The sequence below is a fragment of the Chromobacterium sp. Rain0013 genome (assembly GCF_015291765.1).
GTDB classification, from domain to species: Bacteria; Pseudomonadota; Gammaproteobacteria; order Burkholderiales; family Chromobacteriaceae; genus Chromobacterium; species Chromobacterium haemolyticum.
Genome location: NZ_CP031514.1, coordinates 912,762 through 936,267 on the forward strand (window position 1 = coordinate 912,762; position 23,506 = coordinate 936,267).

27 protein-coding genes are annotated in these 23,506 nt (G+C 63.0%); 9 read left to right on the forward strand and 18 right to left on the reverse strand.

Annotated elements, in window-relative coordinates; translation table 11 throughout:
* Positions 1 to 61: 61 nt before the first annotated feature.
* From DXT74_RS04300 to DXT74_RS04310, 3 genes are read right to left on the reverse strand one after another with little or no spacing between them, the layout of a single operon-like run.
* A complete protein-coding gene (locus DXT74_RS04300; protein WP_043589420.1) occupies positions 62 to 1,462 on the reverse strand; it encodes an efflux transporter outer membrane subunit in 1,401 nt (466 codons plus the stop codon).
* Positions 1,455 to 4,601 carry an efflux RND transporter permease subunit gene (locus tag DXT74_RS04305; RefSeq protein WP_114155273.1) on the reverse strand — a complete coding sequence of 1,049 codons (3,147 nt, stop codon included), beginning with the start codon at positions 4,599 to 4,601 and terminating at the stop codon, positions 1,455 to 1,457. The genes DXT74_RS04300 and DXT74_RS04305 overlap by 8 nt, the downstream gene beginning before the upstream one ends.
* 19 nt (positions 4,602 to 4,620) lie before the next feature.
* Positions 4,621 to 5,811, reverse strand: coding sequence for an efflux RND transporter periplasmic adaptor subunit (locus tag DXT74_RS04310; protein WP_231138268.1), 1,191 nt, complete (start codon positions 5,809 to 5,811; stop codon positions 4,621 to 4,623).
* A gap of 196 nt (positions 5,812 to 6,007) precedes the next feature.
* On the opposite strand from DXT74_RS04310, the gene DXT74_RS04315 reads away from it, so the two are divergent.
* The 5 genes from DXT74_RS04315 to murA all read left to right on the forward strand — a co-directional run bounded on the left by DXT74_RS04315 (position 6,008) and on the right by murA (position 9,929).
* Positions 6,008 to 6,655, forward strand: a complete 648-nt coding sequence (locus tag DXT74_RS04315) for a TetR family transcriptional regulator (RefSeq protein WP_043636878.1) — start codon at positions 6,008 to 6,010, stop codon at positions 6,653 to 6,655.
* A gap of 86 nt (positions 6,656 to 6,741) precedes the next feature.
* Positions 6,742 to 7,647 carry an ABC transporter ATP-binding protein gene (locus DXT74_RS04320; protein WP_043636715.1) on the forward strand — a complete coding sequence of 302 codons (906 nt, stop codon included), beginning with the start codon at positions 6,742 to 6,744 and terminating at the stop codon, positions 7,645 to 7,647.
* Complete coding sequence (locus DXT74_RS04325; protein WP_019103820.1) at positions 7,644 to 8,399, forward strand: ABC transporter permease; 756 nt, start codon at positions 7,644 to 7,646, stop codon at positions 8,397 to 8,399. The genes DXT74_RS04320 and DXT74_RS04325 overlap by 4 nt, the downstream gene beginning before the upstream one ends.
* A gap of 21 nt (positions 8,400 to 8,420) precedes the next feature.
* Positions 8,421 to 8,669 carry a BolA family protein gene (locus DXT74_RS04330; RefSeq protein WP_019103821.1) on the forward strand — a complete coding sequence of 83 codons (249 nt, stop codon included), beginning with the start codon at positions 8,421 to 8,423 and terminating at the stop codon, positions 8,667 to 8,669.
* Positions 8,670 to 8,675: 6 nt separating this feature from the next.
* Entirely contained in the window at positions 8,676 to 9,929 is a 1,254-nt protein-coding gene (gene murA / locus DXT74_RS04335) for a UDP-N-acetylglucosamine 1-carboxyvinyltransferase (protein WP_043636718.1), read from the forward strand.
* A gap of 217 nt (positions 9,930 to 10,146) precedes the next feature.
* On the opposite strand, the gene DXT74_RS04340 is transcribed toward murA, so the two are convergent.
* From DXT74_RS04340 to dapC, 9 genes are all read right to left on the reverse strand, one after another.
* Positions 10,147 to 10,482 (reverse strand): zinc ribbon domain-containing protein YjdM, encoded by a 336-nt coding sequence (locus tag DXT74_RS04340; protein ID WP_194427399.1) that lies wholly within the window; start codon positions 10,480 to 10,482, stop codon positions 10,147 to 10,149.
* Positions 10,483 to 10,554: 72 nt separating this feature from the next.
* Positions 10,555 to 11,364, reverse strand: a complete 810-nt coding sequence (locus tag DXT74_RS04345; RefSeq protein ID WP_114152167.1) for a VacJ family lipoprotein — start codon at positions 11,362 to 11,364, stop codon at positions 10,555 to 10,557.
* A 16-nt stretch (positions 11,365 to 11,380) separates the two neighbouring features.
* Complete coding sequence (locus tag DXT74_RS04350) at positions 11,381 to 11,674, reverse strand: STAS domain-containing protein (protein ID WP_194427400.1); 294 nt, start codon at positions 11,672 to 11,674, stop codon at positions 11,381 to 11,383.
* On the reverse strand, positions 11,674 to 12,303 hold the full coding sequence (locus DXT74_RS04355) for a phospholipid-binding protein MlaC (protein WP_194427401.1): 630 nt from the start codon (positions 12,301 to 12,303) through the stop codon (positions 11,674 to 11,676). Before DXT74_RS04355 ends, DXT74_RS04350 begins: the two co-directional genes overlap by 1 nt.
* Before the next feature lie 89 nt (positions 12,304 to 12,392).
* Complete coding sequence (gene mlaD, locus DXT74_RS04360; protein ID WP_019103827.1) at positions 12,393 to 12,866, reverse strand: outer membrane lipid asymmetry maintenance protein MlaD; 474 nt, start codon at positions 12,864 to 12,866, stop codon at positions 12,393 to 12,395.
* A gap of 11 nt (positions 12,867 to 12,877) precedes the next feature.
* Positions 12,878 to 13,663 carry a lipid asymmetry maintenance ABC transporter permease subunit MlaE gene (gene mlaE, locus DXT74_RS04365; protein WP_043636729.1) on the reverse strand — a complete coding sequence of 262 codons (786 nt, stop codon included), beginning with the start codon at positions 13,661 to 13,663 and terminating at the stop codon, positions 12,878 to 12,880.
* Positions 13,656 to 14,474 (reverse strand): ABC transporter ATP-binding protein, encoded by an 819-nt coding sequence (locus DXT74_RS04370; RefSeq protein ID WP_043636732.1) that lies wholly within the window; start codon positions 14,472 to 14,474, stop codon positions 13,656 to 13,658. The genes mlaE and DXT74_RS04370 overlap by 8 nt, the downstream gene beginning before the upstream one ends.
* Before the next feature lie 346 nt (positions 14,475 to 14,820).
* A complete protein-coding gene (gene dapD / locus DXT74_RS04375) occupies positions 14,821 to 15,642 on the reverse strand; it encodes a 2,3,4,5-tetrahydropyridine-2,6-dicarboxylate N-succinyltransferase (RefSeq protein WP_039754722.1) in 822 nt (273 codons plus the stop codon).
* A gap of 84 nt (positions 15,643 to 15,726) precedes the next feature.
* Entirely contained in the window at positions 15,727 to 16,929 is a 1,203-nt protein-coding gene (gene dapC, locus DXT74_RS04380; RefSeq protein ID WP_194427402.1) for a succinyldiaminopimelate transaminase, read from the reverse strand.
* 58 nt (positions 16,930 to 16,987) lie between these two features.
* Here dapC and DXT74_RS04385 point away from each other — a divergent pair, with 58 nt between their 5' ends.
* Positions 16,988 to 17,902: a DMT family transporter gene (locus DXT74_RS04385; RefSeq protein ID WP_043636735.1), complete on the forward strand. Its 915-nt coding sequence runs from the start codon at positions 16,988 to 16,990 to the stop codon at positions 17,900 to 17,902.
* A complete protein-coding gene (locus DXT74_RS04390; protein ID WP_043636738.1) occupies positions 17,899 to 18,474 on the forward strand; it encodes a GNAT family N-acetyltransferase in 576 nt (191 codons plus the stop codon). The genes DXT74_RS04385 and DXT74_RS04390 overlap by 4 nt, the downstream gene beginning before the upstream one ends.
* Before the next feature lie 106 nt (positions 18,475 to 18,580).
* Here the strand turns inward: DXT74_RS04390 and DXT74_RS04395 are convergent, their stop codons facing one another.
* Together DXT74_RS04395 and DXT74_RS04400 are read right to left on the reverse strand one after the other, a co-directional pair.
* Positions 18,581 to 18,802 carry a SlyX family protein gene (locus tag DXT74_RS04395; protein WP_043636884.1) on the reverse strand — a complete coding sequence of 74 codons (222 nt, stop codon included), beginning with the start codon at positions 18,800 to 18,802 and terminating at the stop codon, positions 18,581 to 18,583.
* A gap of 10 nt (positions 18,803 to 18,812) precedes the next feature.
* On the reverse strand, positions 18,813 to 20,126 hold the full coding sequence (locus DXT74_RS04400; protein ID WP_043636740.1) for a Na+/H+ antiporter family protein: 1,314 nt from the start codon (positions 20,124 to 20,126) through the stop codon (positions 18,813 to 18,815).
* Between the two features lie 335 nt (positions 20,127 to 20,461).
* On the opposite strand from DXT74_RS04400, the gene DXT74_RS04405 reads away from it, so the two are divergent.
* Both DXT74_RS04405 and DXT74_RS04410 read left to right on the forward strand, forming a co-directional pair.
* A complete protein-coding gene (locus DXT74_RS04405) occupies positions 20,462 to 20,758 on the forward strand; it encodes a DUF2325 domain-containing protein (RefSeq protein WP_043636742.1) in 297 nt (98 codons plus the stop codon).
* Positions 20,755 to 20,910 (forward strand): hypothetical protein, encoded by a 156-nt coding sequence (locus DXT74_RS04410; RefSeq protein WP_019101315.1) that lies wholly within the window; start codon positions 20,755 to 20,757, stop codon positions 20,908 to 20,910. The genes DXT74_RS04405 and DXT74_RS04410 overlap by 4 nt, the downstream gene beginning before the upstream one ends.
* Before the next feature lie 19 nt (positions 20,911 to 20,929).
* Here DXT74_RS04410 and rlmH read toward each other — a convergent pair whose 3' ends face one another.
* The 4 genes from rlmH to DXT74_RS04430 all read right to left on the reverse strand — a co-directional run bounded on the left by rlmH (position 20,930) and on the right by DXT74_RS04430 (position 23,386).
* On the reverse strand, positions 20,930 to 21,400 hold the full coding sequence (rlmH, locus tag DXT74_RS04415) for a 23S rRNA (pseudouridine(1915)-N(3))-methyltransferase RlmH (RefSeq protein WP_019101316.1): 471 nt from the start codon (positions 21,398 to 21,400) through the stop codon (positions 20,930 to 20,932).
* Between the two features lie 218 nt (positions 21,401 to 21,618).
* Positions 21,619 to 21,987: a ribosome silencing factor gene (rsfS, locus tag DXT74_RS04420; protein ID WP_019101317.1), complete on the reverse strand. Its 369-nt coding sequence runs from the start codon at positions 21,985 to 21,987 to the stop codon at positions 21,619 to 21,621.
* Between the two features lie 177 nt (positions 21,988 to 22,164).
* Positions 22,165 to 22,803 carry a nicotinate-nucleotide adenylyltransferase gene (nadD, locus tag DXT74_RS04425; protein ID WP_196783825.1) on the reverse strand — a complete coding sequence of 213 codons (639 nt, stop codon included), beginning with the start codon at positions 22,801 to 22,803 and terminating at the stop codon, positions 22,165 to 22,167.
* Positions 22,804 to 22,807: 4 nt separating this feature from the next.
* The gene (locus DXT74_RS04430; protein WP_043636746.1) at positions 22,808 to 23,386 is read right to left on the reverse strand and encodes a carbonic anhydrase; all 579 of its coding nucleotides are present in this window, start codon (positions 23,384 to 23,386) and stop codon (positions 22,808 to 22,810) included.
* Positions 23,387 to 23,506 lie beyond the last annotated feature (120 nt).

Here is a 23,506-nt window from a genome sequence, read left to right on the forward strand (position 1 = left end):
CACCCGTCGTTAACCAATAAAAAACCCCGCCAAGGCGGGGTTTGTCGTTTGCTGCCGCGGATCAAGACTTGGCCGGTGTTTCCCAGCCGCCGCCCAGCGCCTTGTACAGGCCCACCACCGCGTTGAGTTGGTCCAGCTTGGCGCTGACCAGGCCCAGTTCCGCCTGAAAGCTGTTGCGTTGCGCGTCCAGCACGTCCAGATAGCTGGCGTAGCCGTTGTCGTAACGCAGGTTCGCCAGACGCAGCGATTTGTTCAAGGCCTGGAACTGCGTGGTCTGCGCCGCCTGGATGTCGCGCGCCGCGCTGTAGCCGGACAAGGCGTCCAGCGCGTCCTTGAACGCGCTCTGCACCGTCTTCTGGTATTGCGCCAGCGCCTGCTTCTGCCGCGCATTGGCCGCGTCCACCGCGTAGCCGGTCTGGCCGAAATTGAACACCGGCGCCGCCAGGTTGCCGACGAAGCTCCAGGTCCGCGTCGGTCCGGTGAACAGCGTGTCCAGCGACAGGCTTTGCGAACCCAGCGCTCCGCTCAGGCTGATGCTGGGGAAGTAAGCCGCGCGCGCCACGCCGATGCGGGCGTTGGCGGCGATCAATTGCTGCTCGCTGGCGGCGATGTCCGGCCGACGCTCCAGCAAGCTGGAGGACAGGCCCGCCGGCACTTCCGGCGGCGCGGACAGCGCATCCAGGCTTTGGCCGCGCTGGATGCCGCCGGCCACCAGCTGCTTGGGCGAGTAGCCGAGCAGCACGCCCAGCGCGCTTTCGGTCTGCGCCAGCGCGCTGGCGATCTGCGGCACCTTGGCGCGGGCGGAAGCCGCTTCGGCCTCGGCCTGCTGCTGGTCCAGCTCGGAGATCAAACCGCCCTTGAAACGCTTGGTTTGCAGCTTCAGCGATTCCTCGCGGCTTTGCAGCGTACGCTTGGCAATGTCCAGCTGGGCGTCGTAGGCGCGAAGCTGGAAATAGGTCTGCGCGGTTTGCGCGGCGATCGCTAGCTTCGAACTGTCGCGGGCGAAGCGGCTGGCGGCGAAGTCCGCGCGCGCCGCCTCGTTGCCGCGGCGCAGCTTGCCCCACAGGTCCAGTTCCCAGGACGCGGTGAGGTTGGCGTTGCGCACGTCGCTGACCAGCGGCGCGCCCGGCGTGGTTGTCGCCGTGGAGGTGCGGCCGCGCTGATAGCCGGCGTTGGCGTTCAACGCCGGCAGCAACTGGGCGCGGGCGATGCCGGCCTGGGCCGCGGCTTCGTCGACGCGGGCGGCTGCGGCGGCCAGGTCCTGGTTATGCTCCAGGGCCTCTGCGATCAGCTGGTCCAGCACCGGATCGTTGAACTGTTTCCACCAGTCCATGGCGATGGCCGGACTCTGGGCCTGGGCGCTGTCCGGCAGCTCCAGTTTGGGGCGGCTGTAGTCGGGGCCGACCGCGCAAGCGGTCAGCGCCAGCGCCACCAATGAGGGAATCAGGGCGCGTTTAAGCATCGGCCTTGTCTCCTGCCTCGGCCGCGGGCTGAGGCTGTTTCGGTTTGCTGAACTTCATGATGAGCATGAAGAACATCGGGATGAAGAAGGTGGCGATGAAGGTGGCGGCCAACATGCCGCCCACCACGCCGGTGCCGATCGAGTGGCGGCTGGCGGAGCCGGCGCCGCTGGAGATGGCCAGAGGCATACAACCCAGCACGAAGGCCAGCGAAGTCATCACGATTGGACGGAAACGCAGCTTGGCGGCGGCGATGGCGGCGTCTACCACGCTCAGTCCTTCTTCTTCCATTTGCTGGACGGCGAACTCCACGATCAGGATCGCGTTCTTGGCCGATAGGCCGATCAGCGTCACCAGCGCCACTTGGAAGTAGACGTCGTTGGCGAGACCGCGCAGCCAGTTGGCCATCAGCGCGCCGAACATGGCGAAGGGCACAGCCATCAGCACGCTGATAGGCAGGCTCCAGCGCTCATACTGCGCCGCCAGGATCAGGAACACCATGATCATGCCGAAGCCGAACACCACGGCGGACGAGCCGCTGGTGGATTTTTCCTGGAAGGCGGAACCGGTCCACGCCAGGGTGTAGCCGTCCGGCAGGGTTTCCTTGGCCACGGCCTCCAGCACGTTCAGAGCCTCGCCGGAACTGAAACCTGGCGCGGGGCCGCCCACCAGCTTGGCCGCCGGGAAGATGTTGAAGCGTTCCAAGCTTTCCGGGCCGGTGGTGTGCTTGATGGTGACCAGCGCCGTCAGCGGGATCATATTGCCGTCCTGCGAACGCACGTAGATGTTGCGCAGGTCTTCAACCCGGGTGCGGAAGTCCGCCTCCGATTGCAGCTGCACGCGGAAGGTGCGGCCGAATTTGTTGAAGTCGTTGACGTACAGTGCGCCGAAGGTGCTCTGCATGGTGTCGAACACGGTGTTGACCGGCACGCCCAGAGACTTGGCCTTGGCCCGGTCCAGCTTGACGTAGATCTGCGGCACGCTGGCGGAGAAGGTGGTTTGCACCCCTTTCAGCTCCGGACGTTTGGCGGCCGCTGCCACCAGTTTCTTGGTGACCTCGCCCAGTTCCACGGAACTGGCGCCGCCGCGGCTTTGCACATAGGCCTCGAAACCGCCGGTGTTGGACATGCCGGAGATCGGCGGCGGGTTGAAGGCCAACACGATGCCGTCGGTAATGCCCATCATGCCTTTGGCGAAGGTGTCGCCCACCACCGCCTGCGACGACAGGTTGGGCGCTTTGCGCTCACCCCACGGCTTCAGGGTGATGAAGGACACGCCGGCGTTGGTCTTGTTGCCGCCGGTGAGGATGTCGAAGCCGGCGAAGCTCATCACGTCCTTGACCGCCGGGTTCTTGCTGGTCATTGCGTCCAGCTTGGTCATGGTGGCCGAGGTGCGCTGCATCGACGCGCCATCCGGGAGGAAGGCGGCGGCGATGATGTAGCCCTGATCCTCGTCCGGCGCCAGGCTGGACGGGATCATGCGGAACAGGCCAACGCAGATGGCGATCAGGCCGGCGAACAGCAGGATGCCCACCGCGCTGCGCTTGATCAGGAACACCACGCCGCGGGAATAACCCTGGGTCAGGCGGTCGAACCAGTTGTTGAACCAGACGAAGAAGCGGGCCGGATGCTGATGGCCTTCTTTCAACAGCAGCGCGCACAGCGCCGGGGTCAGGGTTAGGGCCACCAGGCCGGAAATCGACACCGACACCGCGATGGTGATGGCGAACTGTTTGTACATCTGGCCTGCGATGCCGCCGAGGAAGGCGACCGGGATGAATACCGAGCACAGCACCAATACGATGGCCACCAGCGCGCCGGATACCTCATCCATCGCCTTGAAGCTGGCTTGCAGCGGCGACAGTTTTTCCTGCGTCATCAGACGTTCGACGTTTTCCAGCACCACGATGGCGTCGTCCACCACGATGCCGATGGCCAGTACCAGGCCGAACAGCGTCAGGGTATTGATGGTGAAGCCGAAGGCGTACATGCCGGCGAAAGTGCCGATGATGGAGACGGGCACCGCCAGGCAGGGAATCAAGGTTGCGCGCCAGTTCTGCAAGAACAGGAACACCACCAGGAATACCAGCACCATGGCTTCGGCCAGTGTGGAGTACACCTCCTTGATCGACACTTCCACGAACTTGGTGGTGTCGTAGGGGATGGCGTAGTTCAGACCTTTGGGGAAGCTCACAGCCAGCTTCTGCATGGTCTGTTCCACGGCTTGCGCGGTAGCCAACTGGTTGGCGCCCGGCGCCAGGAAGATGCCGATCGGGATGGTGGGCCGGCCGTTGTGCGTGCCGGTGAAGTCATAGGACAAGGCGCCCAATTCCACGCGCGCCACGTCCTTCAGCCGCACGGCGGAACCATCCGAGTTGGAGCGCAAGATGATGTTCTCGAACTCTTCCGGCTCGGACAGGCGGCCCTGGGTGGTCACGGTGTAGGTGAAGTCTTGCTTGCCTTTGACCGGCTCTGCGCCCACCTTGCCGGCGGCGAACTGCGCGTTCTGCTCGCGGATGGCGGCGGCCACGTCGCTGGGCGTCAGCTTGAGCTGGGCCAGGCGATCGGGTTTCAGCCAGACGCGCATCGAGTAGTCCTGGCCGGCGAAGTTGATCACGTCGCCCACGCCCGGAACCCGCTTCAGCTCGTCCACCACGTTCAACAGCGCATAGTTGCTGATGAACAGGGTGTCGTAGGTCTTGTCCGGAGAGAACAGCGAAATCACCTGCAGGAAGGCCGAGGATTTCTTGGTCACGTTGACGCCCTGCCGGCGCACTTCTTCCGGCAGTTGCGACAGCACCGATTGCACGCGGTTGTTGACGTTGATGGTGGCCTGGTCGGCGTCGGTGCCGATCTTGAAGGTCACGCTCAACGACAGCTTGCCGCTAGAGGAACTGGTGGACTGCACGTAGAGCATGTCGTCCACGCCGTTGATCGCCTGTTCCAGCGGCGAAGCGACGGTGTTGGCGATCACCTCGGCGGAGGCGCCCGGGTAGCTCGCGCTCACCGAGATCATCGGCGGCACGATTTCCGGGTACTGCTCAATGGGCAATGCCTTGAGGGCGGCCAAGCCGGCCAGTGTGATCACGATGGAGATCACGCTGGCGAAGATGGGCCGCCTGATGAAAAAGGCGGAAAACATGGATGGTTACCCCTTTGCCTTATTGTTTGGGCGCGGCGGCGGGCGCGCTGGCGTCGGCCTTGAACGGATGCGGTTTCACGTCCGCGCCCGGGCGCAGTTTGATGATGTTGTCCACCACCACCTTGTCGCCGGCTTTCAGGCCGCTTTCCACCAGCACGTTGAGGCCCACATCCTGGGACACGGTGATGGGGCGCGGCTGTACCTTGTTGTCGGCGCCGACGACCCACACCATCTTGCCCTGCTGCGAGGTCAGCACCGCGCGCTGCGGCACGGCGATGGCGTTGCTGCGCTTGGCGCCTTGCAGGATCACGCGCACGAACTGGCCGGGCAGGATGCCGCCGTCCGGATTGGCGAAAGTGGCGCGCGAGCGGATGGTGCCGGTGCTGGCGTCAACCAAGCTGTCGGTAAAGTTCAAGCGGCCGCTTTTGCCATAGGTGGAGCCGTCGGTCAGCTTCAGCTGCACGTTGAAGTGGCCGTTGGCGGCCAGCTTCAATTGGCCGGAATCCTGCATCTTGCGCAGATTCATCATGTCGTTGTCGGACATGCTGAAGTTGACGTAGATCGGGTCCAGCTGGGACACCTTGGTCAGCAGGCTGCCGTCGGCGGTGGTGGACACCAGGCTGCCTTCGGAGCGGGTTTCCTGGCTGGTCATGCCGGAAATCGGCGCGGTGACGCGGGCGTAGCCAAGATTGATCTTGGCCTGCTGCACCTGAGCCTGGGCGGCTGCGACGGACGCCTTGGCGGCCTCGTAAGCGCTGACCGCGTCATCGCGGTCCTTCTGGCTGACTGCGTTCTCCTTGAACAGCGGGGTGATGCGGTCGTAATCCTGTTTGGTGCGCACCAACTGAGCCTGTTGCACTTGCAGATTGCCCTGGGCTTGGTCCAGCGCCGCCTTCAACGGCTCCGGATCAATCTGGAACAGCAAGTCGCCTTGTTTCACCGGCTTGCCTTCGGTGTAGGCGCGCTTGAGCAGAATGCCGCCCACACGGGCGCGTACTTCCACTTCGCGCGAACCGGCGGCCTGGCCGACGAATTCGAAAGAGACGGGCACATCGCTAGGCGCGATCTCGAGCACGCCCACCGGCATCGGCGGCATGGCGCCGGCATGCTTGTCGTTTTTTTGACCGCAGGCCATCAGGCTGGCGGCCAAGGCAGTGAGCAACAGCCATTGCCCGCCTTTCTGGGCGAAGGTGTTTCCTTGCATCTTCATGGGATGTCCTCAGGAATGTGGAGATATGAGTGTTATAAGTAAAAGGTACTGCAATTTTTCTTTGATAGTGGAAATTGATCGATATTGGATCGCGACATTTTACATACATGCGTGTACGTATGTAAAATGCTTCCAGCGACGCATTGTGTTATGGTGCGGGCTTCCGACAGACTCCTTGATCAGCGATACGTTCAACATGGCACGCAAAACCCGGGAAGAAGCCGAACAAACGCGGCATTTGCTGCTGGATACGGCGGAGCAGCTCTTTAGCGAGAAGGGTGTCTCCAAAACGACACTGGCCGACATCGCCAGCGCGGCAGGATTGACGCGCGGCGCTGTGTATTGGCATTTCCAGAACAAGCTGGACTTGTACCGGGCAATGCTGGACAGGATGAGCGGACAGTTTGATGACATCTGTGAGCACTTGTTGAGAACGGCACACTCGAGTCCGGCACTGGCCTTGTGGAACCATAGCCACCGGCTGCTGACCATGATTGGGGATAACCCACAGGTTCGTCGTATTTTACTCATTCTGTTTATGCGGAGCGAGCATGTCGGCGAACTGGCCCCCATTCACGACGAGTGTGTTGCGCATATGCAAGAAACCCGCGAGCAGTTGACCCTGGTGGTGCAAATGGCGGTGGATGCCGGCCAGACCTTGCCGTACGTGAATCCGGAAACGGTGGCCGAGGTGTTGCAATCGATGCACCACGGCCTGATCAACCGTTGGCTGGCGGACGGCAGCCAGACCAATTTGGGCGAGAATGCCACGCAACTGTTGCAGTATGTCTATCGCGGCATTTTCTTGCCGGAAGTGATGGAAGAACTCTCCCCTCAAACGTAGCCCAGCGCTATAATTGACCTTTTTTGTCAAACCATTAGCGTCGTTGGCGGCTTACGCCGCGCGGCGTTGTCGGTGTTACCTCTCTCATGCCCCAGGCTATTGAAATTCAGGCGGTGAGCAAGCGCTATGGCCAGCTGCAGGCGCTGGACCAGGTGGGCTTCACCGTCGCCCCCGGCGAATTCTTCGCCCTGCTCGGTCCCAACGGCGCCGGCAAGACCACGTTGATTTCCGCGATGGCCGGCTTGTCGCGGCCGGACAGCGGTTCCATCCGCATCATGGGGCACGATGTGGTCGGCGATTTCCGCGCCGCGCGCAAGGCGCTTGGCGTGGTGCCGCAGGAACTGGTGTTCGATCCCTTCTTGTCGGTGCGCGAAACATTGCGTTTTCAGTCCGGCTACTTCGGCTTGGGCCGCAACGACGACTGGATAGACGAACTGCTGTTCAAGCTGGGCCTGGCGGACAAGGCGCACAGCAATATGCGCGCGCTGTCCGGCGGCATGAAGCGCCGGGTGATGGTGGCCCAGGCCTTGGTGCACCGCCCGCCGGTCATTGTGCTGGACGAACCCACCGCCGGCGTGGACGTTGAACTGCGCCAGAGCCTGTGGGTGTTTGTGCAGGAACTGAACCGCGCCGGCCACACTATCGTGCTGACCACCCATTACTTGGAAGAAGCCGAGGCTTTGTGCTCGCGCATCGCCATGTTGAAGAAAGGCCGGCTGGTGGCGCTGGAGAGCAAAGACAAGCTGCTGGCGCACAGCGCGCGTCGCGAAGTGGCGCTGCTGTTGTCCGGCGAGTTGCCGACGGCGCTGTTGCCTCTGAAGCTGCGCGACGAAGACCGCCGCGTGGTGTTGCAGCTGGAGCATCTGGGCCAGCTGGAGTCCGTGCTGGCCGCGCTGCGCGAAGCGGCGGTGGAAGTGCGCGAACTGAACGTGGTGGAAACGGATCTGGAAAGCGTGTTCGTCAAGATGATGAATGGAGGGCCGCAGCCATGACCGGCTTCATGACCCTCTTCAAAAAAGAACTGGTTCGCTTCTGGAAAGTGGCGTTCCAGACCGTGGCTGCGCCGGTGTTGACCGCGCTGATGTATCAGTTGATCTTCGCCCATGTGCTGTCGCGCCATGTCGAGGCTTACCCTGGCATCAGCTACACCGCCTTTCTGATTCCGGGCCTGGCGATGATGTCGATGGCGCAAAACGCCTTCGCCAACAGCTCCAGCAGTCTGATCCAGTCCAAGATCACCGGCAATATTGTGTTCCTGCTGCTGCCGCCGCTGACCGCGGTGGAGTTTTTCGGCGCCTATCTGCTGGCCTCCGTCGTGCGTGGCCTGGCCGTGGGCGCCGGGGTCTTGCTGATCACCGGTTGGTTCGGCCTGCCGCTGCCGGCACAGCCGTTGTGGGCCTTGGTCTTCGCTGTGCTGGGCTGCGGCGTGCTGGGCGCGCTGGGCATCCTGGCCGGCATCTGGGCGGAAAAATTCGATCAGCTGGCCGCTTTCCAGAACTTTCTGATCATGCCGCTGACTTTCCTATCGGGCGTGTTCTATTCGATCAACAGCCTGCCTCCGTTCTGGTACGCCGCGTCTCATCTGAACCCGGTGTTCTACATGATAGACGGCTTCCGCTACGGCTTCTTCGGCCAGGCCGACGTCAGCCCCTGGCTATCGGCCGGGGTGGTGGGCGGCAGCTTCGCCGTCTTGTCGGGCCTGACGCTATGGCTGATCAAATCTGGCTATAAACTGCGCCATTAAGGCGTATCCACGGGATTTCTCATGATTACTCCGCAACAAGTCAAAGAATACATCGAGGCCGGTTTGGCCTGTACCCACCTGGAAGTGGAGGGCGACGGCCACCACTTCTACGCCACCATCGTGTCGGCGGCTTTCGAGGGCAAGCGCCTGATCGATCGCCACCGCCTGGTCAAGGAGGTGATCGCCACCCGCCTGGCCAGCAATGAAATTCACGCTCTGTCCATCGTCAAGGCCGCCACGCCGGACGAATGGCAAAAACTGCAAGGCTGATCCGTCATGGATAAACTGAAAATCATCGGCAACGGTCCGCTTAACGGCGAGATCCGCGTTTCCGGCGCCAAGAACGCCGCCCTGCCCATCCTGTGCGCCAGCCTGCTGACCGGCGACACCATGCGTTTCACCAATGTGCCGATGTTGCGCGATATCGCCACCACCCAGAAGCTGTTGCAGGGAATGGGGGTGCGGGTGATGACCGATAATGTGCACGAGATGGAAATCACCGCCGGTCATCTGGACAGCCTGGTGGCGCCGTACGATCTGGTGAAGACCATGCGCGCGTCCATTTTGGTGCTGGGCCCGACGCTGGCGCGCTTCGGCGAGGCCACGGTGTCCCTGCCGGGCGGCTGCGCCATTGGCAGCCGGCCGGTGGACCAGCACATCAAGGGCCTGGTGGCGATGGGCGCCGAGGTCAGCATCGAGCACGGCTACGTCAAGGCCAAGGCCCGCCGCCTGCGCGGCGCCCGCATCATCATGGACATGGTGACCGTGGGCGGTACCGAGAACCTGCTGATGGCGGCGACGCTGGCCGAAGGCACCACGGTGCTGGAAAACGCCGCGCGCGAGCCGGAAGTGACCGACCTGGCCAACTGTCTGGTGGCGATGGGCGCCAAGATCAGCGGCATCGGCACCGACCGGCTGGTGATCGAGGGCGTGGAGCGTTTGCACGGCGCAGATTACGCGGTGATGCCGGACCGGATCGAGGCGGGCACCTTCCTGGTGGCCGGCGCGATGACGCGCGGCCACATTGTGCTGCGCAACGCCGCGCCCAAGAGCATGGAAGCGGTGCTGGACAAGCTGGCGGAAACCGGCGCGGTGGTGGAGTGCGGCGACGACTGGATCTCGCTGGACATGAAGCGCCGTCCGCAGGCGGTGAACTTCCGCACCTTGCCTTACCCGGCTTTCCCCACCGACATGCAGGCGCAGTTGATGACGCTGAATTGCGTGGCCGAGGGCGCAGGCGTGGTGACCGAAACCATTTTCGAGAACCGCTTCATGCACGTGCCGGAGCTGAACCGCATGGGCGCCAACATTGAGGTGGAAGGCAATACCGCCATCATCAAAGGCGTGGAGAAGCTGTCCGGCGCCACGGTGATGGCCACGGATCTGCGCGCGTCGGCCAGCCTGGTGATCGCCGGCCTGGTGGCCGAGGGCGAAACCATTGTTGACCGCATCTACCACCTGGATCGCGGCTACGAGTACATCGAGAAGAAGCTGGGTGCGGTAGGCGCGCTGATCGAACGCATCAGCTAAGCGCCTGTTTACGATCTGCTGCGCGTCGTCGAGCGTTGCACGGTGAGTACGCCTTTGAAATGCTCATGTACCGTATGTACATTCCGCCTTCTCAGCCGTTTTCGCCTTGCTCCGCTCTAACTCGCGGGATCGTAGACAGGCTCTAAGCGATAAGCTTGCTTTTGCAATGAAAAACGCCACGGCTGGAGCCGTGGCGTTTTGCTTTGCGGAGCGGGCGTTACGCTTTCTTGACGAATTCGGACTTGAGGCTCATCGCGCCGATGCCGTCGATTTTGCAATCGATGTCGTGATCGCCGTCGACCAGGCGGATGTTCTTCACCTTGGTGCCTACTTTCACCACCAGCGAGGAGCCTTTGACTTTCAGGTCCTTGATCACGGTGACGCTGTCGCCGTCTTGCAGCACATTGCCGTTGGCGTCCTTGATCACGCGGGTTTCTTCGGCGGGGGCGGCTTGCTCGCTCCATTCGTGCGCGCACTCCGGGCAGACATACATCGCGCCATCCTGATAGGTGTATTCGGAGTTGCATTGCGGACAGGCTGGCAGATTGCTCATGGCGTTTCCTGTTGAGAAGTGAAAAAGAACGCTGCCGGCTCGTTGAGACGGCCGGCAGCGGAGGGTGCGGATTTACTGCGCGGCGGAGGCCGCGGCCTTGGCGTTGGGAGCGGCCGTAGCCGGCGCCGAGCTGTCCTGCTTGCCGGCCGGGGAGTCAACCAGCTCGTCAAGGTTGAAATTGTCGGTGGCCTGGGTCGGGTTGGGCAGGCCCAGCTGCTGTGCGCGCAGCTGCATATAAGCGTCGCGGGTATAAGTGTACGGGTCCAGCGCCGCGGTGTTGAGCATGGCTTCCACGCCCAGGTAGCGGGCGCGGGTATTCACGCCGTACAGGCCGTAAAAGCCCACCGCTTGCCAAGTGGTGTCGTAAAACATCTTTTCTGGACCGGGGCCGGCCAGCGAGACGGTCAGGCCGGTGCCGTCGCGCACGGTGGACGGGCCGAAGAAGGGCAGCACCAGATAGTTGCTGTCGTGCCATCCCCAGGCGGCGAAGGTGTCGCCCAGCGTGGTCTTGTTGTTCTTCAGGCCGGCCTGGCTGGCGATGTCGATCAGGCCGAACAGGCCGAAGCCGGTGTTCATCGCCACCCGCATCACGTCGTTCAGCGCTTTTTCCGGCTCGGCGCGCAAGGCATTGGACAGCGCGCTGTAGACATCCTTGAGGTTGTCGAAGAAATTGCTGACGCCAGTGCGCACCGGCGACGGCGTGATGGCCTTGTAGCCTTCGGCCACGGGCTTGATCACGTAGCGGTCCGCGGTATCGTTGACCTGGTACATGGCGCGGTTGTACGGCTCGAAGCGGTCGTAAGGCACCGTTGGGTTGCTGGCGCAGCCGGCTAGCAGCAGCGATAGCGCCAGGCCGGTCAGCGCGGGTTTCAGGGACGACATAAATCCTCTCCGCATATCATTCCACCGCTGGGGCGGACAGCAATTCCGCCAGCGAGTAAAGGTCGAGCAGGGCGCTGAGCCCGCTTGGCCAGTTTTCCAGGGACAGGGCGTGACCGGCGGCATCGGCGGCGCGACGCGCGCCGAGCAGCAGAGCCAAGGCGGCGGAGTCGGCTCCGGCTATGCCGGACAAGTCCAGGCGCAACGGCGCTTCACCGGCGAGTTTGGCCAGCGGCGCGGCCAGCGGGCCGCAGCTATCCATGTTCAGCCGGCCGCTGAGCCGCGCCTGACCGGGGGCGGTGCGCTCCAACATCAGCCGTTGCCCTTATTTGCGGGCGCCGCGGCCACCGGAGCGGCGTTCTTGTTCTGCAGCAGCTTGATCAGACCGTCCACGCCGTTTTTGCGCACTTCTTCATTGAAGGAATTGCGATAGACGGTGACCAGGCTGGCGCCTTCCACGCTCACGTTATAGATCTTCCAGCCTTGCGGGCCCTTGTTCAGTGAGTAGTCCACCGCTACTGGGTTGGCGTTGCCCGGCAGGCTGACCGTGGTTTTCACCGTGGCGTCGCGGTCGCCGTTGCTCATCAACGGATTGGGCTTGACGTCGACCTGAGCGGTTTTGAAACGGGTCATGGTGGCGGAATAGGTGCGCACCAGCAGGGTCTGGAACTGCTGAGTCAGTTGGGCGCGCTGTTCGGCGCTGGCCTGACGCCAGCCCAGGCCCACGGCCAGCGCGGTCATGCGCGGGAAGTCGAACATCGGCACCGCTACCGCTTCCGCCTGCTGGCGGATTTGCTTGGTGTTCTTGCCGTTGTCCTGTTTCAGCACTTCCAGCACCTGGCGGGATGCGTCTTTGATTACATCGGTGGGGGCGTCGCCGGCGGCTTGGGCCATAGCGGACAGGCCGAACAGCAGACAGCAGAATGCGAGCAGTTTTTTCATCGTTTTTCCAATCGATTGCGAGTAAGCCGGCGGCGCGGACGGCTCGCCGGCCGGCAGTTTGTTGCGGGGTGCCCCGTCTTTGTGCCGCGCTATTTGTCAGCGCTCTTGTTGCTATCGGTAAAGCCCGTCATGAACTTACCGATCAATTGTTCCAGCACCATGGCGGAGGAGGTGATGGTGATGGTGCCGCCCGGGGCCAGATTGGTTTCCGAACCGCCCTGCAGCATGCCGATATATTGTTCGCCCAGCAGGCCGGCGGTCAGAATGGACGCGCTGGCGTCGTCGCTGATCTGATAGGCCTTGTCAATATTCAGAGTCACGCGGGCGCGATAAGTTTTCGGGTTGAGCCGGATGTCGGCCACGCGTCCGATCACTACACCGGCTTCCTTGACCGGCGCTTTGACCTTCAGTCCGCCGACATTGTCGAAGTCGGCGTACAGCACATAGGTCTGGTTGGCGCTTTGCGGGACCAGGTTGGCCACTTTCAGCGACAGGAAGGTGACGGCGGCAATGCCCAGCGCCACGAAAATGCCTACCCACAAGTCAATAGTAGAGCGTTTCATTCGGGTTTTTCCTAGAACATGAAGGCGGTCAGGATGAAATCCAGCGCCAGGATGACCAATGCGGAGGTGACGACAGTCCGGGTGGTGGCGGCGGACACGCCGCTGGCCGTCGGAGTGGCGTCGTAGCCTTCGAACACGGCGATCAGGGTGACGGCGACGCCGAAGCACAGGCTCTTGATCAGTCCGTTGACCACGTCGAAATGCAGGTCGACGTTGGCCTGCATCTGCGACCAGAACGTGCCGACATCCAGGCCTATCATCACCACGCCCACCAGGTAGCCGCCAAAAATGCCGACCACGTTGAACAGCGCGGCCAGGATGGGCATGGAGATGACGCCGGCCCAGAAGCGGGGCGCCACCACGCGAGCGATGGGATCGACCGCCATCACGCTCATCGCGTCCAGTTGCTCGGTGGTTTTCATCAGGCCGATTTCGGCCGTCATCGCGCTGCCGGCGCGGCTGGCGAACAATAGCGCGGCCAGCACCGGGCCCAGCTCGCGCAGCAGCGCTAGCGCCACCACCGCGCCCAGCGCGTCGGCGGAGCCGAACTTGGCGAGGGTGCTGTAGCCTTGCAGGCCCAGCACCATGCCGACGAAGAGGCCGGACACCAGGATGATGATCAAGGACATCACGCCGGCGAAATAGACCTCGCGTATGGTCAGCTGCGGCCGCAGCAGGCTCTGGCCGCTGCCCCGCAGGATGGCCACGAGGAAGCGGCAGGCGAAGCCCAGCCGCCAGACGGCGTTGATGGTGAGGTGGCCGAGCTTGCGCAGGGGCGAGGCGATCAAATCAAGCATGGCGGCCTCCGTTGAGTCCCAGATCTTCGGCGAGAGAGCGCTCCGCCGGGTAGGCGTAATGCACCGGACCGTCGGCCTCGCCCCAGATGAACTGGTGAACCCATGGCGAATCCGAGTTGCGCACTTGGTCCGGCGTGCCTTGGGCGACGATCTCGCCGCCGGCGACGAAGAGCACGTGATCCACGATCTCCAGCGATTTGTGCACGTCGTGGGTGACCATCACCGCGGTGGTGCCCAGCGCGTTGTTGAGTTTTTTGATCAGGTGGGCGATCACGCCCAGCGAGATCGGATCCAGTCCGGTGAAAGGCTCGTCGTACAGCATTAGCTGGGGATCCAGCGCGATGGCGCGGGCCAGCGCCACCCGGCGCGCCATGCCGCCGGACAGCTCGGCCGGCATCAGCTGCTGGGTGCCGCGCAAGCCAACGGCTTCCAGCTTCATGGTCACCAGGTCGCGGATCATGCTGTCCGGCAGCTTGGTGTGCTCACGAATGGGGAAGGCGACGTTGTCGAACACCGACAGATCGGTGAAGAGCGCGCCGAACTGGAACAGCATGCCCATGCGGCGGCGGTGTTGATAAAGCTCGGCGGAGCTCATCTTGGCGACGCTCTTGCCGTCAACCAGCACTTCGCCGCTTTGCGGACGGTTCTGGCCCGAGATCAGCCGCAGCAGCGTGGTCTTGCCACTGCCGCTGCCGCCCATGACGGCCACCAGCTTTCCGCGCGGAATAGCAAGGTTGAGGTTTTTCAGAATGGGCCGCTCGCCATAGGCGAAGCTGACGTTTCTGAATTCAATGAAATTGTCAGAAGACACAAAGTTTCCAGATAGCATGCGTGAAGCCGCGGACGGCTTCGGTTGAAACGGCGGACCCGGAGCGGTGCGATGGCGGGCCGTTCAGGCAAAGCGGCTCTTGAAGCCCGTCATTCCCGCGCCGACCTTGCATTGCGCCTTGGAGTGAGAGGTGCTTGGAGAGCGGCCGCTTTTTTGCCGATTCTTTTCGAACTGGAGATTTTATAGACTTGTCGTGGACTAGCCAAATTTCAACAGCATTTAAGATGCAAATATGCTGCATTGCAATGCGGCTGGCGGCGCGATGGAGGGAAAAGGAGCGGGCAGCGGGCGAGCCGACTGCCCGCCCGCGCCGGCGGATGGAGGGGGCTTACACGCCGCGCAGCAGCTCGTTGATGCTGGTTTTGCTGCGAGTCTGAGCGTCCACTTTCTTAACGATCACCGCGCAGTAAAGGCTGTGGCTGCCATCCTTGCTGGGCAGGTTGCCGGATACCACCACCGAGCCCGGCGGCACGCGACCGTAGCTGATCTCACCGGTTTCGCGGTCGTAGATCTTGGTGGACTGGCCGATGTAGACGCCCATGGAGATCACCGAGCCTTCGCCGACGATCACGCCTTCGACGATTTCCGAACGCGCACCGATGAAGCAGTTGTCCTCGATGATGGTGGGGTTGGCCTGCAGCGGCTCCAGCACGCCGCCGATGCCGACACCGCCGGACAGGTGTACGTTCTTGCCGATCTGGGCGCAGGAGCCGACGGTGGCCCAGGTGTCCACCATCGCGCCTTCGTCGACGTAGGCGCCGATGTTGACGTAGGAGGGCATCAGCACGGTGTTCTTGGCGATGAAGCTGCCCTTGCGCGCCACCGCGCCCGGCACCACGCGGAAACCGGCTTCCTGGAAGCGGGCCGGCGTCCAGTCGGCGAACTTGGTGTCGACTTTGTCGAAGTAGCGGTTGACGCCATCGTCGGAGAGTTCATTGTCGCGAATGCGGAAGGACAGCAGCACCGCCTTCTTCACCCACTGGTTCACCACCCAGTCGGCCCCCTGTTTTTCCGCCACGCGCAGGCGGCCCGCGTCCAGTTCGGCGATCACCTGGCCGATGGCGGCCTTGAGTTCGGCGGAGACGGTGGCGGGCGTGATCTCGGCGCGCTTCTCAAACGCTTCTTCGATCAGGGTCTGGATCGGATGCATGGTGTTCAGTCCTTTGGCAATGTGGATGGAAGTCGTCATTCAATTCGCTTTCAAGCGGCCGCGCCGGTGGCGGGCCGCGTAGATTCAGGGCGTCTGGCGCTGTTTGCGTTCGGCGAAGGCGACGATGCGCTCGACGCCGGCCACGCACTCTTCCAGCGTGGCCACCAGCGCGACGCGGACATAGCCGGCGCCGGGGTTGACGCCGTGGGCCTCGCGCGCCAGGTAGCTGCCCGGCAGCACGGTGACGTGTTCTTCGGCGAACAACGCCTTGGCGAAGTCTACATCATTCCCGTCCGGCACCTTGGCCCACAGGTAGAAGCTGGCGTCCGGGCGGCGCACCTCCAGCCCCATCGCCAGCCGCGGGGTGACCGCGTCGAACTTGGCGATGTATTGAGCCCGGTTGGACTCCACGTGATCCTCGTCGTTCCAGGCCGCCACGCTGGCCGCCTGTATCGCCAGGCTCATCGCGCTGCCGTGGTAGGTGCGGTAGAGCAGGAATTTCGCCAGGAGCGCCGCGTCGCCGGCGACGAAGCCGGAGCGCATGCCGGGGACGTTGGAGCGCTTGGACAGGCTGGTGAACATGACCAGCCGTTCAAAGCCGCGGCCCAGCTTGCGCGCCGCTTCCAGCCCTCCCAGCGGCGGGCGGCCGAAGTGGATTTCGGAATAGCACTCGTCGCTGGCGATGACGAAGCCGTAGCGATCCGACAACTGGAACAAGGTTTCCCAATCGGCCAGCGACATCACCGCGCCGGTGGGATTACCCGGGCTGCACACGATCACCAGCTGGGTACGCCGCCACACTGTTTCCGGCACCTGGCTCCAGTCCGGCTGGAAGCGCTGTTCGGCCAGGCAGTTGACATAGTAGGGTTCGGCCCCGGCCAACAGTGCCGCGCCTTCGTAAATCTGGTAAAAAGGATTCGGGGATATCACTACCGGCGCCGGCTCAACGCTTGCGTCGATCACTGTCTGCACAAAAGCAAACAAGGCTTCACGGCTGCCGTTGACCGGCAGTATCTCGCTTTGCGCATCCAGGTTCAGATCGTAACGTCGCCGCATCCAGGCCGCGCAGGCCTGGCGCAGCGCTTCGCTGCCCAGCGTGGCCGGGTATTGCGACAAGCCGCCCAGATTGTCGATCAGCGCCTGTTCCACCAGCGCCGGCGTCGGGTGCTTGGGCTCGCCTATCGACAAGTTGATGTGCGCCTTGTCCGCGGGCGGCGTTGCGCCGGCGAGCAGCGCGCGCAGGCGTTGAAACGGGTAGGGCTGCAATTGGGCCAGGCGAGGGTTCACGGGTATCTCCAGAAAAGCGGGCGCAAGCAAACGAACAGCGAACATCTTAAGAACAGCAATGACACCTGTAAAACAAAAGTTTCTGGCCACCACCGGCATTCTGACCACTGCGCTGGTGTGGGGGCTGATGTGGTATCCGTTCCGTAGCCTCAATCAAAGCGGCGTCAGCGTGGCGATGACCTCGCTGGTGGTGTACCTGGTGGCGATCTCCTTGGGCGTGATCACCTTTTTCGACGTCTATCGCCGCCAGTTCCGGCTACAGCCGGTGTTGCTGGTGCTGACCGCGGTGTTTGGCTGGTGCAACTACAGCTATACCTGGGCGGTGTCCGAGGGGCAGGTGATGCGGGTCTTGCTCTTGTTCTACCTGTCGCCGCTGTGGACGGTGTTCCTGTCGCGGCTGATCCTGAAGGAGCGTTTGACCCGCAGCGGCTGGCTGGTGGTGGCCTTGTCGCTGCTTGGCTGCTTCATCTTCATTTATCGGCCCGGCTTGTTCGCCGGCGAACTGCCGCTCAGCCATCGCTATGAATGGCTGGCTCTGTCCGGCGGCATGGCCTTTGCGCTGGGCAATGTGATCAGCCGAGGCGCTCAGTCCATCCCGGTGCCGGTCAAGTCGGCGTCGATCTGGTTTGGCGTGGCGTCCATCGGCGCGATCAAACTGGCGCTGGCCGGGCAGTTGGGCGGCATTCTGCAGATACCGCCGCAAAGTTGGCTGGTATTGGGCATTCTGGGCGTGACCCTGTTGTGCACCAGCGTGATATCGCAGCACGGGGTGTCCATTCTGCCGGCAACGCAGACGATGACGCTGATGCTGATGGAGCTGTTGTTCGCGGCGGCGTCGGCCTATCTGCTGGCCGGAGAGGCGATGACGCCGCGCGAATGGGCGGGCGGCGCCTTGATCGCCAGCGCCAGCTTGTTGTCTGGACGCATGACTAGAAAGCCGGGGACGGCGCAACTGAAACAGGAGACGGCATGATTACGATCCGACCGATGAACGACGGTGATTTCGAGCGTTTCTGGCCCGTGTTCCACGCGGTGGTGGCGGCTAGGGAGACCTATGCCTTCGATCCTGAGATGACGTGGGAGCAGGCGCGAGAGCTGTGGCTGCGGCTGCCCTTGCACACACTGGTGGCGGAGGAAGACGGCGCGCTGCTGGGCTCGTATTTCCTCAAGCCCAACGCCGCCGGCCCGGGCGGCCATGTCTGCAACTGCGGTTATATGGTGGCCGAGGAGGCGCGCGGCAAAGGCGTGGCGCGGCTGATGTGCGAGCATTCTCAGAAATTGGCGCGGGACAGCGGCTTTCTGGCGATGCAGTTCAATTCGGTCGTGGCCAGCAACGAAGTGGCGGTGGCTCTGTGGCGCAAGCTGGGTTTTGAGCCGGTGGGCCGTTTGCCGCGCGCTTATCGTCACGCGCGGCTGGGGCTGGTGGACTGTCTGGTCATGTACAAGTGGCTGGGAGACGCCGCGCCGGAGATGCCGGAGCCGGCACCGTTGATTGGCCGCAAGAACATTGAGGCGACCGTGTCGCGGCGCAAGGCCGGCCGCTAGAACCTGTTCAAAGCCTGCTTCGCGTCGGTAATACGGCGTTGAAACCGTTTTCGCCTTGTCTTGCCCTTGCTCACGGATCGTAAGCAGGTTCTAAACCGCCGTCGGTTCAATAATGCGGCGGAATCTCGTCGCGCAAGCTGAGGCCGGACGCGCTATCGTCCGGCTGAGCTTGGCGGAATTGCTGGTAGAGCAGGCGCATTTGCTGTTGCAGCAGTTCCATGTCTTTTTGCTGACGCGCCACGGTGGCGTTCAGCGCGTCCAATAGTTCGTCCTGGAAGGCGAGCTTCACTTCCATTTCGGCCAGGCGGGCATCGATTTGATCATCCATGCCGGCCATTCTACAACACCATCGCCGCAATCCAGCCGGCTGCCAGCACCGGCAGGTTGTAGTGCAGGAAGGTGGGCAGCACGGTGTCGCGGATATGGTCGTGCTGGCCGTCCACGTTCAGGCCTGAAGTCGGTCCCAGCGTGGAGTCCGAAGCCGGCGAGCCGGCATCGCCCAACGCGCCGGCGGTGCCGATGATGGCCACCGTGGCCAGCGGCGAGAAGCCCAAGTGCATGCACAGTGGAACATAGATGGCGGTGAGAATGGGTACGGTGGAAAAGGAAGAGCCTATGCCCAGGGTCACCACCAGGCCAACCAGCAGCATGGCGAAGGCGGCCACGCCCTGATTGCCGGCGAACAGGCCGGCGCTGGCGGTCACCAGCGCGCTTACCTGGCCGGTGGCCTTCAGCACCTCGGCGAAGCCTTGGGCGGTGATCATGGTGAAACCTATCATCGCCATCATCTTCATGCCTTCGTTGAACAGACCGTCCGCGTCCTTCCATTTCACCACGCCGGTGGCGAGGAATAGCAGAAAGCCCGCCAGCGCGCCCATGATCATCGAATCAGTGTACAGCTGCACCGCGAAGGCCAGCATGATCGCCAGCAAGGCGGTGGCCAGCGACTTGCGGCTGACCTTGGCGCGGGTGCGTTCGACGTTTTCTATCTTGCCCAGGGCGTACTGGCGCGGCTTGCGGTAGCTGACCAGCACTGCCCACAGCAGGCCGGCCACCATGCCCAGCGCCGGAATCGCCATCGCGTGCATCACATTGAGGCCGCGCACGTCCATGCCGGATTTGGCGATGTTGCCGAGCAGGATCTGCTTCAGAAAGATGTCGCCGAAGCCCACGGGAAACACCATGTAGGGCGTGACCAGGCCGAAGGTGATCACGCAGGCGACCAGGCGGCGGTCCAGATGCAGCCGCGCCATCACATAGAGCAGCGGCGGCACTAGCAAGGGAATGAAGGCGATGTGGATGGGCACCAGGTTCTGGCTGGCGACGCTGACCAGTGCCAGCAACAGGATCAGCGCCCATTTCAAGCGGCTCTGGCCGCTATCGCGCTCCAGCCGCTTGACCGCCAGATCCGCCATGGCGTGCGGCAGGCCGGATTTGGCGATGGCCAGCGCGAAGGCGCCCAGCAGGGCGTAGGACAAGGCTACCGAGGCGCCGCCGGTGATGCCGTTATTGAAGGCTTCCAGGGTGCGGGACAGGGACAGGCCGCCGCTGAGGCCGCCGATCAAGGCGCCGAGCAGCAGGCTGATGACGACGTGGGTGCGCAACAGCGCCAGCCCGAGCATGACGATGACGGCCAGAAGAACTGCGTTCATTTGTATATACAGATCAATAGGTTGGGCGGAGGTGCCGAGGGCGCGCAGCGTAGCGGGTTTCGGTTTTTCTGTCGATAGTCTTGCTTGAAACTAAGGATGGGGCGACAGGGTTGGGCGCCGGCCGCCGCTGTAACGAGAGAGCCTTGCTTTGCGCCGAAATTTCAAAGACTTGCCGGTTTATCGCCCAAGGAAGAGGCGTGGCGGGGGCGTTGCGGCATTTATATACTTGTTGGAAATAAAAAACTAATTTTATATATCTTTACTGCGCTATTACGCCGGCTTAGAGTGGGGGCATGTCAAGGCGCGTCCCGCGCCGCGCTGAGAGGAGGTGGCCGATGAACGCCCTGTTGATAGGCGCGGACAGCCTGGGGAACATTCCGGCGGTTCTGCAAAGCTACGATATCCGGATCGCTCGCCATATTTGCGGGCGCAACGTCGCGCATCAGCGCAAGGCGCCGTTGCCGGGCAAGCCGGATCTATTGATCCTGCTCACCGATTTCCTGGGGCACAATGTGATGCGCAATTACCGGGACAGCGCTTACGCGCTGGGCATCCCTGTGGTGGCCTGCCGACGTTCCGCCACCGCGGTTGAGCGGCGTTTGCAACATGAGGGCTGGAGGAAGCTGTCATGATTTTCTCAGGCAATGAAAACTGGCTGGCCAGCTTGGCGCGCGCAGAGGACTCCGCGCTGCCTTTGCGCGACGATACGGTGACGGTGGAGTGGGCCGGGCTAACGCCGCCGCCCTTGCCGCCGACGGCGGCGCAACCGTCGCAGCCGGCTTGATCCGGCTGTGAGCCGGTTCTTATTCGCGGTGGTAGGGGTGGTTGTTGAGAATGGAGTAGGCGCGATATATCTGCTCGGCCAGCATCACCCGCACCATCCCGTGCGGCAGCGTCATCGCCGATAGTTGCAGCAGCACGTCGGCGCGCTGCTTCAATTCCGCCGCCAGGCCGTCGGCGCCGCCGATGATGAAGGCCACGTCGTCGCCGCCGGCCATCCATTCCTTCAGGCCTTCGGCCAACCGCACCGACGTCCAGTTCTTGCCGCGCTCGTCCATCACCACCAGCCTTGCGCGCGGAGGAATGGCGGCGAGCAAGCGTTCGTGCTCGGCGGCGATGCCTTTTTCGGCGGTGACGCCGCCGCCCCGTTTCTCCGGTTTGATTTCCTTCAGTTCCAGCGTGATGTCGCGGCCAAAGCGCTTGGCGTAATCGCCGTAAGCCTCGTCGACCCAACGCGGCATCTTGGTGCCGACGGCGAGAATAGTGATTTTCATCGTGAGTGAGCCAGGGGAGTAAACGCAAACGGGGACTTGCGTCCCCGTTTCGATGAGCGGCTTAGAACCTGTTTACGATCTGCCACGCGTTGGCGGTACGGCGTTGAAACCGCCCTCGAAATGCTCATGTACCACTTGACCATTCCGCTTTCTCAGCCGTTTTCGCCTTGTCTCGCTCTTGCTCGCGAGATCGTAAACACGTTCTTAGCGCAGCCGGATCAGGTGGCCGACCACGGACGGCCGCCGGCCGGCAGGAAGCTGGGCTTCTGGCCGCCCCACAACGCTTCGATGTCGTAGTAGTCGCGCACGGCGGGCAGCATCACGTGCACGACCACGTCGCCAGCGTCCACCAGCACCCATTCGCCGCTTTCATGGCCTTCGCTGCCGACGATGTCCACGCCGGCTTCCTTCAGCTTGACGTGCACGCTGTTGGCCAGCGCCTTGACCTGGCGGTTGGAGTCGCCGGTGGCCACGATCATGCATTGGAACAGCGAGGTCAGCTTGCTGGTGTCCAGTTCGATGATGTCCTTGCCCTTGACGTCTTCCAGGGCTTCGATCGCCAGCTTGGCAATGTCTTGCACTTCCATAATGTCCTTTTCCTATGCGGGGTTCGCGTTGGCCGGGGCCGGCGCGAAGCTGCCGCAAAATGACGGGCGGGGCCGGCGCGCGAAGCGCGGCCGGCAGGCCTGCCGTATTGCTTTATTAAAGTGAATCGCAGCCGGCCGTCTGCTGACGGCCTGGCGGAAAGTGGCCGGACACGGCGGCTACACTGTCTGGTATAGCCGGTGTTGGCGGATATAGGCCAGCACCGCGGGCGGCAGCACATCGTCCACCGCGTCGCCGCGCGCCAGGCGCTGGCGGATGTCGGTGGCCGCGATGTCCACCGGCGGCAAGGCCAAGGGGCGGATTGTACCGGATGCGGTTCGATTTGAAAAATCAGAGACTTGCCGGGCGCGCCACAAGGCTTGCACCGGCGCGGACAGCCGGGCCGGATCGAAGCCGGGGCGCAGGGCCACGGCCAGGTTGGCGAAACGCAACAGTTCGTCCCAGCGCTTCCAGGTGTGCAGCGTGGCAAGCGAGTCGCCGCCGATCAAAAACCATAGTTCGGCGTTCGGACCCAGTTCGGCGCGCAGCTCTTCCAGCGTGTCTATGGTGTAGGCGGCTCCGGGGCGACGCACTTCGCGCTCGTCCACAGTCAGCCTCGGGTGGTTCGCCACCGCAAGCTCCGTCATGGCGAGGCGCTGCGCCGGCGCGGCGCACGGCCCCTGACTGCGATGATAAGGCCGGCCGGCCGGAATCAGCCTGACCTGGTCCAGCGCCAGCTCCGCGGCGAAGGCGTCGGCCATGCGCAGATGGGCGTTGTGGATGGGATCGAAGGTGCCGCCGAACAGGCCCAGGCGCACAGGTTTACTCCTGCGCGTCGTCGTTCTGGTAGCCGTCGACGATGACTTCCAGCCGGCCGGTGGACGGGTGGATCACCATGCCGTGCACCGGTACGTCCTTCGGCATCAAGGGATGGTTGCGGATGGTCTGCACGGTGTGACGCACGCTGTCGGACACGTTGTCGAAGCCTTTCAGCCAACCGTCCAGGTCAATGCCGGCCGCGCGCAGCGTGGCGATGGTGTCTTCCGATACGCCGCGTTCCAGCGCGTGGTCCAGCACGCGCTGCGGGTCGACCGCGCGCATGCCGCAGTCGCGGTGGGCGACCACGCAAATCTCGTCGGCGCGCAGTTCGTACACCGCCATGATCAGGCTGCGCATCACCGATCCCCACGGATGGGTGATCAGCGCGCCGGCGTTCTTGATCAGCTTGGCGTCGCCGTTCTTCAGGCCCATGGCCTTGGGCAGCAGTTCCACCATCCGCGCGTCCATACAGGCCAGGATGGCGAGACCCTTGCCGGGAAACTTGTCGGTCTTGAATTGCTCGTATTCGCGGTTTTCCACGAACTGGCGATTGTGTTCGAGCAGAGCGCTTAATCTATTCATGATGGCAATCTTCTACTGAGAGTCTGTTCATGAGCGTTCTGGAGCACGGACGCAAAAGGATCATGGACAGGCTCTGAAGGTTTGTTTGGTTTGGCGGTTTAGAGAGAATACTCGGTTGCG

Excerpts from the sequence above, each read along its gene's own strand:
- DXT74_RS04300 (WP_043589420.1), bottom strand. The coding sequence starts at position 1,462 with ATGCTTAAACGCGCCCTGATTCCCTCATTGGTGGCGCTGGCGCTGACC.
- DXT74_RS04305 (WP_114155273.1), bottom strand. The coding sequence starts at position 4,601 with ATGTTTTCCGCCTTTTTCATCAGGCGGCCCATCTTCGCCAGCGTGATC.
- DXT74_RS04310 (WP_231138268.1), bottom strand. The coding sequence starts at position 5,811 with ATGAAGATGCAAGGAAACACCTTCGCCCAGAAAGGCGGGCAATGGCTG.
- DXT74_RS04315 (WP_043636878.1), top strand. The coding sequence starts at position 6,008 with ATGGCACGCAAAACCCGGGAAGAAGCCGAACAAACGCGGCATTTGCTG.
- DXT74_RS04320 (WP_043636715.1), top strand. The coding sequence starts at position 6,742 with ATGCCCCAGGCTATTGAAATTCAGGCGGTGAGCAAGCGCTATGGCCAG.
- DXT74_RS04325 (WP_019103820.1), top strand. The coding sequence starts at position 7,644 with ATGACCGGCTTCATGACCCTCTTCAAAAAAGAACTGGTTCGCTTCTGG.
- DXT74_RS04330 (WP_019103821.1), top strand. The coding sequence starts at position 8,421 with ATGATTACTCCGCAACAAGTCAAAGAATACATCGAGGCCGGTTTGGCC.
- murA (WP_043636718.1), top strand. The coding sequence starts at position 8,676 with ATGGATAAACTGAAAATCATCGGCAACGGTCCGCTTAACGGCGAGATC.
- DXT74_RS04340 (WP_194427399.1), bottom strand. The coding sequence starts at position 10,482 with ATGAGCAATCTGCCAGCCTGTCCGCAATGCAACTCCGAATACACCTAT.
- DXT74_RS04345 (WP_114152167.1), bottom strand. The coding sequence starts at position 11,364 with ATGTCGTCCCTGAAACCCGCGCTGACCGGCCTGGCGCTATCGCTGCTG.
- DXT74_RS04350 (WP_194427400.1), bottom strand. The coding sequence starts at position 11,674 with ATGTTGGAGCGCACCGCCCCCGGTCAGGCGCGGCTCAGCGGCCGGCTG.
- DXT74_RS04355 (WP_194427401.1), bottom strand. The coding sequence starts at position 12,303 with ATGAAAAAACTGCTCGCATTCTGCTGTCTGCTGTTCGGCCTGTCCGCT.
- mlaD (WP_019103827.1), bottom strand. The coding sequence starts at position 12,866 with ATGAAACGCTCTACTATTGACTTGTGGGTAGGCATTTTCGTGGCGCTG.
- mlaE (WP_043636729.1), bottom strand. The coding sequence starts at position 13,663 with ATGCTTGATTTGATCGCCTCGCCCCTGCGCAAGCTCGGCCACCTCACC.
- dapD (WP_039754722.1), bottom strand. The coding sequence starts at position 15,642 with ATGCATCCGATCCAGACCCTGATCGAAGAAGCGTTTGAGAAGCGCGCC.
- DXT74_RS04385 (WP_043636735.1), top strand. The coding sequence starts at position 16,988 with ATGACACCTGTAAAACAAAAGTTTCTGGCCACCACCGGCATTCTGACC.
- DXT74_RS04390 (WP_043636738.1), top strand. The coding sequence starts at position 17,899 with ATGATTACGATCCGACCGATGAACGACGGTGATTTCGAGCGTTTCTGG.
- DXT74_RS04395 (WP_043636884.1), bottom strand. The coding sequence starts at position 18,802 with ATGGATGATCAAATCGATGCCCGCCTGGCCGAAATGGAAGTGAAGCTC.
- DXT74_RS04400 (WP_043636740.1), bottom strand. The coding sequence starts at position 20,126 with ATGAACGCAGTTCTTCTGGCCGTCATCGTCATGCTCGGGCTGGCGCTG.
- DXT74_RS04405 (WP_043636742.1), top strand. The coding sequence starts at position 20,462 with ATGAACGCCCTGTTGATAGGCGCGGACAGCCTGGGGAACATTCCGGCG.
- DXT74_RS04410 (WP_019101315.1), top strand. The coding sequence starts at position 20,755 with ATGATTTTCTCAGGCAATGAAAACTGGCTGGCCAGCTTGGCGCGCGCA.
- rlmH (WP_019101316.1), bottom strand. The coding sequence starts at position 21,400 with ATGAAAATCACTATTCTCGCCGTCGGCACCAAGATGCCGCGTTGGGTC.
- rsfS (WP_019101317.1), bottom strand. The coding sequence starts at position 21,987 with ATGGAAGTGCAAGACATTGCCAAGCTGGCGATCGAAGCCCTGGAAGAC.
- DXT74_RS04430 (WP_043636746.1), bottom strand. The coding sequence starts at position 23,386 with ATGAATAGATTAAGCGCTCTGCTCGAACACAATCGCCAGTTCGTGGAA.